Here is a 5,943-nt window from a genome sequence, read left to right on the forward strand (position 1 = left end):
CGCCGCCGGTGACGAGAATAGTCATATCAATCCAAATAAATTAGAGACGCCAGACACGCAGACCGGCTGCTTGCAAGGCTTCTTTGTCAAAGGCCGCCTTGACGTCGATGAAGGCGCCGCCGGGCAGCAGCTTGGCGGCCAGATCCGCCGCACTCAGCGCCTTGTAGCTCTTGTGCGCGACCGCCGCGACGATCGCGTCGGCCCGTGGCAGCTCAGCCCACGTGACCGGCCGCACGCCGTACTCATGCACCGCCTCATCCGCATCGGCATCCGGGTCGGTGACGATCACCTCGACGCCGTAGGTCTTCAGCTCGTTGATGATGTCGATGACCTTGGAGTTGCGCAGATCGGCGCAGTCTTCCTTGAAGGTCAGGCCCAGCACGTTGACGCGGGCGCCCTTGATGGCCGACCCGGCCGCGATCATCTGTTTGATGGTCTGCTCGGCGATGAACTTGCCCATGCCGTCATTGATGCGCCGGCCGGCCAGGATCACCTGCGGGTGATAGCCCAGCATGTCGGCCTTGTGCGTCAGGTAGTAGGGATCGACGCCGATGCAGTGGCCGCCGACCAGACCCGGCTTGAACTTCAGGAAGTTCCATTTGGTGCCGGCCGCTTCGAGCACCTCGGAGGTGTCGATGCCGATCTTGTCGAAGATGATGGACAGCTCGTTCATCAAGGCGATGTTGAGGTCGCGCTGGGTGTTCTCGATCACCTTGGCGGCCTCGGCCACCTTGATGCTGGCGGCGCGGTGCACGCCGGGGATGATGATTTTTTCGTAGACCTTGGCAACGGTGTCCAGCGTCTCTGGCGTATCGCCGGAGACGATCTTCAAAATCTTGGTCAGCGTGTGCTCTTTGTCACCCGGGTTGATGCGCTCAGGGCTGTAGCCGATGAAGAAATCGGTCTTCCACTTCAGGCCCGACTCGCGCTCCAACACCGGGATGCAAACCTCCTCGGTGGCACCCGGATAGACGGTCGATTCATACACAACGATGGCGCCCTTTTTGAGGTTGCGGCCGACGCTGGTGCTGGCACCTACAAGTGGGCGGAAGTCGGGGATGTGGGCACCGTCGACCGGTGTCGGCACGGCCACGATGATCACGTCGGCTTCGGCCAGGCAGGCCGGATCAAAGCTGTACTCGGCATGCGGCGACTGGCGCATTTCCTCGTCGCTCAACTCGCGCGACGGGTCGACGCCGGCCTGGCACTTGGCGACCTTGTCCTTGGCAATATCAAAACCGATCGTGCGGCCATGCTTGCCGAACTCGATCACCAGGGGCAAGCCCACATAACCCAAACCTACGACGGCAATGATGCTCATTTCTTTTCCCTAAACCAGATTGATTGACCAGGCCTGAATTACGGCCTCAATTTCGGCCGTACGTGTCTTCGAAACGCACGATATCGTCCTCGCCCAGATACGAGCCGGACTGCACCTCGATAATTTCCAGCGGCACCTTACCCGGATTGGCCAGCCTGTGAGTTTGGCCCAAGGGGATATATGTGCTTTGGTTCTCGCTCAACAGCAAAACCTTGTCGCCGTTGGTGACCTCGGCGGTGCCGGAAACCACAATCCAATGCTCGGCGCGGTGGTGGTGCATTTGCAAGCTCAGCGTCGCGCCCGGCTTGACCATGATGCGTTTGACCTGAAAACGCTCGCCCGAATCGACGCTGTCGTACCAGCCCCAGGGCCGGTGAACCTTGCGGTGCAGGGTCTGCTCGCCGCGCTTTTCGGCGTCCAGACGGGCAACGATTTTCTTCACCTCTTGGCTGCGCGCGCGGTCACTGACCAGGATGGCGTCGGGGGTTTCCACCACCACCACATTGCTCAGGCCGACCACGCTGACCAGGCGGCTGGTGGCGTGCACCAAGGTGTTGTGGCTGTCGCTGAAGATCGCATCACCTACTGCCACATTGCCGTTTCCATCCTTGTCCGCCACTTGCCAGACCGCGTCCCAGGCGCCCAGGTCGTTCCAGCCGGCGTCCAGCGCCAACATGCGCAGCGCGATATCGCTCCCCGGGCAACGCTCCATCACCGCATAGTCGACCGACTCGGACGGCACGGCGGCAAACTCAGCCTTGCCCGGGCGCACGAACTTGGCGTCGACCGAGCGGGCCGCCCAGGCTGCTCGGCTGGCTGCAGCGATATCGGGGCGGAAGCGCTCCAGCGCCGTCATCCAGACCGAAGCGCGCAGCACGAACATGCCGCTGTTCCAGAAGTAATTGCCCTCGGCGACATAACGCTCGGCCGTGGCGGCGTCGGGCTTTTCCACGAACTGGGCCACGCCCAGACCGGCGGCGTCGGCCTCGGTGCGGATATAGCCAAAGCCGGTCTCGGCGCGATCCGGCGTGATGCCCAGGATCACGATCGCGCCCTCGGCCGCTTGGCGAATCGCTTGCTGCAACGCCAGCGTGAAGGCCGGTCCGTCGCTGACGGTCTGGTCGGACGGGGTCACGACCAGCACCGGGTCAGCCCCACCTTCGAGCGCCTGCAAGGCGGCCAGCGTCAGCGCAGGCGCGGTGTTACGCCCCATCGGTTCAAGCAAGACGGCGCTCGGCTCCAGGCCGGTTTCGCGCAATTGATCCAGCACCAAAAAGCGGTGCTCCTCGTTGCCGATGATGGCGGGGCCGGCCAGCGCGATGTCAGCGGCGCTGAGTGCGGCCAAGCGTTCGGCGGCCTGCTGAAACAAGCTGGTATTGCCGGACAGCACCAAGAACTGCTTGGGGAATCCGGCGCGCGAGAGTGGCCAGAGGCGGGTGCCGCTGCCGCCGGCCATGATGACCGGTTGAACTTGAATCAAAGACATTTCAGTGTTCCAAAAAAGAGTTCAAACAAAACCTTGCGGATTCATGCTTTGCCAGCGCCAGCTGTCCGCGCACATCTGCGTCAGGTCATGGCGGGCTTGCCAGCCCAGGCGCTCGCGGGCGAGTGTGGGGTCGGCATAACAGGCCGCCACATCGCCGGGGCGGCGCGGCACGATGTCGTAAGGCACGCTGCGCCCGCTGGCCGCCTCGTAAGCCTTGACCAGATCGAGCACGCTATAGCCCTGGCCGGTGCCGATATTGGCGGTGATCGATGCTTGGCCGCCCAGCAAGAAGCGCAGCGCCGCGACATGGCCCTCGGCCAGGTCGACCACATGGATGTAGTCGCGCACGCCGGTGCCGTCGGGCGTGGCGTAGTCATTGCCGAAGACCTGCAGACGCGCGCGCCGGCCGACAGCCACTTGCGCCACATAGGGCATTAGATTGTTCGGCGTGCCGCGTGGGTCTTCGCCGATCAGGCCGCTGGCATGGGCGCCGACCGGGTTGAAGTAGCGCAAGGCGGCGGTCTGCCAAGCCGGGTCGGCCGCGCCTAAGTCGCGCAAAATCGTTTCGCCCATCAGCTTGGTGGCGCCGTAAGGGTTGACGGCCGACAGCGCCGCGTCTTCACGCAGCGGCAGGCTTTCGGGCACGCCGTAGACGGTGGCGCTGGAGCTGAAGACCATGCGCTTGCAATCAAAGCGGACCATGGTCTCGCAGGTGTTGACCAGGCCGCCGAGGTTGTTGCGGTAATAGCTGAGCGGCTCGGTGGTCGACTCACCGACCGCCTTGAAGGCGGCGAAATGCACGACGGCGTCCGGCCGATGCCGCTCGAACACCGCATTCATGGCGCCGGCGTCGCAGACATCGGCGCGCTCGAACAGCGGCTCTTGTCCGCTCAGGGTCTTCAGGCGATTCAGCACCTCGGGCGAGCTGTTGGAAAAGTTGTCGACGCCGACGACCTCGAAGCCGGCCGCCTGCAGGGCCAGCCAAGTGTGCGAGGCAATGTAGCCGGCTGCGCCGGTCAGCAAGATGCGTGCGGACATGATGGTGGGTGCTCAGTACAAGAGGATTTGGCCGTAGCAGCCGTAGCTATTGGCATCAAAGGTGTAGCGCACCTCCGAGCTGTCGCGGGACGACTTGCTGGCTTGGCAGCCCAGCGTGATGCCGCGCGAGTATTGCCAGCGGGCGCCCAGATTGAAGGCATTGTCCCGGTCATCGACGCGGCTTCCTGCCGCATCATTGTTGATGCGCCGGCTCTTGGCCGTGCTGGCGCCACCGGTCAGAAAGACCTTGCCGGTCAGCTCGTAATTGGCATTGACCTGCAGGCTATTGGTCATGCGGTCCTGCTCGGCGCTGGTGTTGGCGTTGTTGAACGAGGACTCCAGGCCGGTGTCGCGGCTGACGCTGCTCGACACATTCCACTTGGCCGTCGGCTGCCAAGCCCAGGTGATGCGGCCGGTCACGCCGGAGAAGTCATTCGCCACACCTTGCTTGACCTTGGAGCGGCCGGTGCTGACGCGGCCGTCCAGCGTGCTGGCACCGCTGGCGACCCAGCGACTGGTGAAGTCAATGTCCTTGCGCTCGAACTCGCGGGTGTCAACCGGGTTCCCAACAGGTATGCCGTTGAAGATTGGCAGATAGGCCGGGTATTTGTCGTTGGTCAGGCGCCCCGCCACACCGAAGCGCAGATCCGGGCTGGGTTGGTAGACGAGGCCGAGTGAGAAACGGTTCTGATCGAACTCAAACTGCGCATATTCGTCGGCGCTGAAACGGCGAGTGCGGTAACCGGCACCCGCCTCCAGCGAGTATTTGGTCACCAGGCCGACGCGCACCACGCCGTTCAAACTGGTGTTGTTTTCGGTATTTTTCTTGCGCAGCGCTAGTGCCGTGCGTTCGGTGTAAGTGCTCAGCGCCTGGCTGTTGTCGATGCTGACCGTGCCGGACAGGCGTTCGACGGTCGACCAATCCAGACCGCCCTTGACGCTGTAGCCGACATTGTTGAGGTCGGTGTTCTTGCTGTAGCGGTTGGTGTTGACGTTGACGTCGGCATAGACGCGTTGGCGACCTATCGGTTGATTGATGCCGGCCAACAAGCTCGCGGTGGCCACGGTGTCGTCATTCGGGCTGAAGACCGAGCGGTAGATATTCGAAACGCGGTTGATGCCGAGCGAGCCGCCGTAGTAGTAGGGGTTTGATTCGGCCCAGGCCGGTGCGGCGCTGCCCCACACAGCCAAACAGGCCGTGGCCAATAACAAACGTCGTTGCGCGTGCGGCATGAATATCCTCGATGGTGAGTTTGGCGACATGGCTGGGCTGTATTCAGTAGGCATTGCGATCAAACAGCATCAGGCGGGCGGTGCGTGCAATGATTTGCAAGTCCAGACCCAAGGACCAATTGCGCAGGTATTCCAGATCATATTCAACCCGGGCTTCCATTTTGTCGATGGTATCGGTCTCGCCGCGCAGGCCATTGACCTGCGCCCAGCCGGTGATGCCGGGTTTGACCTTGTGCCTGACCATATAGGCCTTGATCAGCTTTCGATACTCTTCGTTGTGCGCAACGGCGTGCGGCCGCGGCCCCACGATACTCATTTGACCCTGCAAGACGTTGACGAACTGCGGCAGCTCATCCAGCGACGTGCGCCGAATAAAGGCGCCGAATTTGGTGATGCGCGGGTCTTCCTTGGTCGCTTGTTTGACAACGTCGCCATTGTCTTGCGCGCGCATCGAGCGGAATTTGTAAACAATGATTTCTTCGCCGTCGAGGCCGTTGCGGCGCTGTTTGAAAATAATCGGGCCGGGTGAGCTGCGCTTCACGCCAATCGCCACCGCCAACAAAATCGGCGAGATCAAAATCAAAATCAAACTGGCCAAAACAATATCGCTGATGCGTTTGATCAACTCGTTGGTGCCGGTGAACGGGGTTTCGCAAATGCCCACTACCGGCACGCCGTTCATATCCTGCAGGCGGCCCTGGATAATGCTGATGCCGAACACATCGGGCACAAAAAACAGCGAGGCGGTGGTGCCCTGAACCTGCTCAAGCAACTGCACGATAACAAAATCAATCCGCGCCTCGAACTCATCGGTGTGGTGATGACGATGTTCGACGGGCGCACGCGGTTGTCGCAGCAGGTGGTG

The 5,943-nt window shown here is 62.1% G+C and carries 5 protein-coding genes; all 5 read right to left on the reverse strand.

Features of this window, described 5'->3' with window-relative positions; all coding sequences use genetic code 11:
- Positions 1 to 40: 40 nt before the first annotated feature.
- The gene (locus tag RMO57_RS04540) at positions 41 to 1,321 is read right to left on the reverse strand and encodes a nucleotide sugar dehydrogenase (protein ID WP_310384638.1); all 1,281 of its coding nucleotides are present in this window, start codon (positions 1,319 to 1,321) and stop codon (positions 41 to 43) included.
- A gap of 46 nt (positions 1,322 to 1,367) precedes the next feature.
- Positions 1,368 to 2,807 carry a mannose-1-phosphate guanylyltransferase/mannose-6-phosphate isomerase gene (locus tag RMO57_RS04545; RefSeq protein WP_310384639.1) on the reverse strand — a complete coding sequence of 480 codons (1,440 nt, stop codon included), beginning with the start codon at positions 2,805 to 2,807 and terminating at the stop codon, positions 1,368 to 1,370.
- Between the two features lie 21 nt (positions 2,808 to 2,828).
- Positions 2,829 to 3,845, reverse strand: coding sequence for a UDP-glucose 4-epimerase GalE (gene galE / locus RMO57_RS04550; RefSeq protein ID WP_310384641.1), 1,017 nt, complete (start codon positions 3,843 to 3,845; stop codon positions 2,829 to 2,831).
- Positions 3,846 to 3,857: 12 nt separating this feature from the next.
- The gene (locus RMO57_RS04555; RefSeq protein WP_310384643.1) at positions 3,858 to 5,078 is read right to left on the reverse strand and encodes a hypothetical protein; all 1,221 of its coding nucleotides are present in this window, start codon (positions 5,076 to 5,078) and stop codon (positions 3,858 to 3,860) included.
- Positions 5,079 to 5,121: 43 nt separating this feature from the next.
- Positions 5,122 to 5,943 (reverse strand): undecaprenyl-phosphate glucose phosphotransferase (locus RMO57_RS04560; RefSeq protein ID WP_310384645.1); only part of this gene is annotated, 822 nt, incomplete at its 5' end.

Origin of the sequence: Roseateles sp., from assembly GCF_031397715.1 — a bacterium.
Taxonomy (GTDB): Bacteria; Pseudomonadota; Gammaproteobacteria; order Burkholderiales; family Burkholderiaceae_C; genus Paucibacter_A.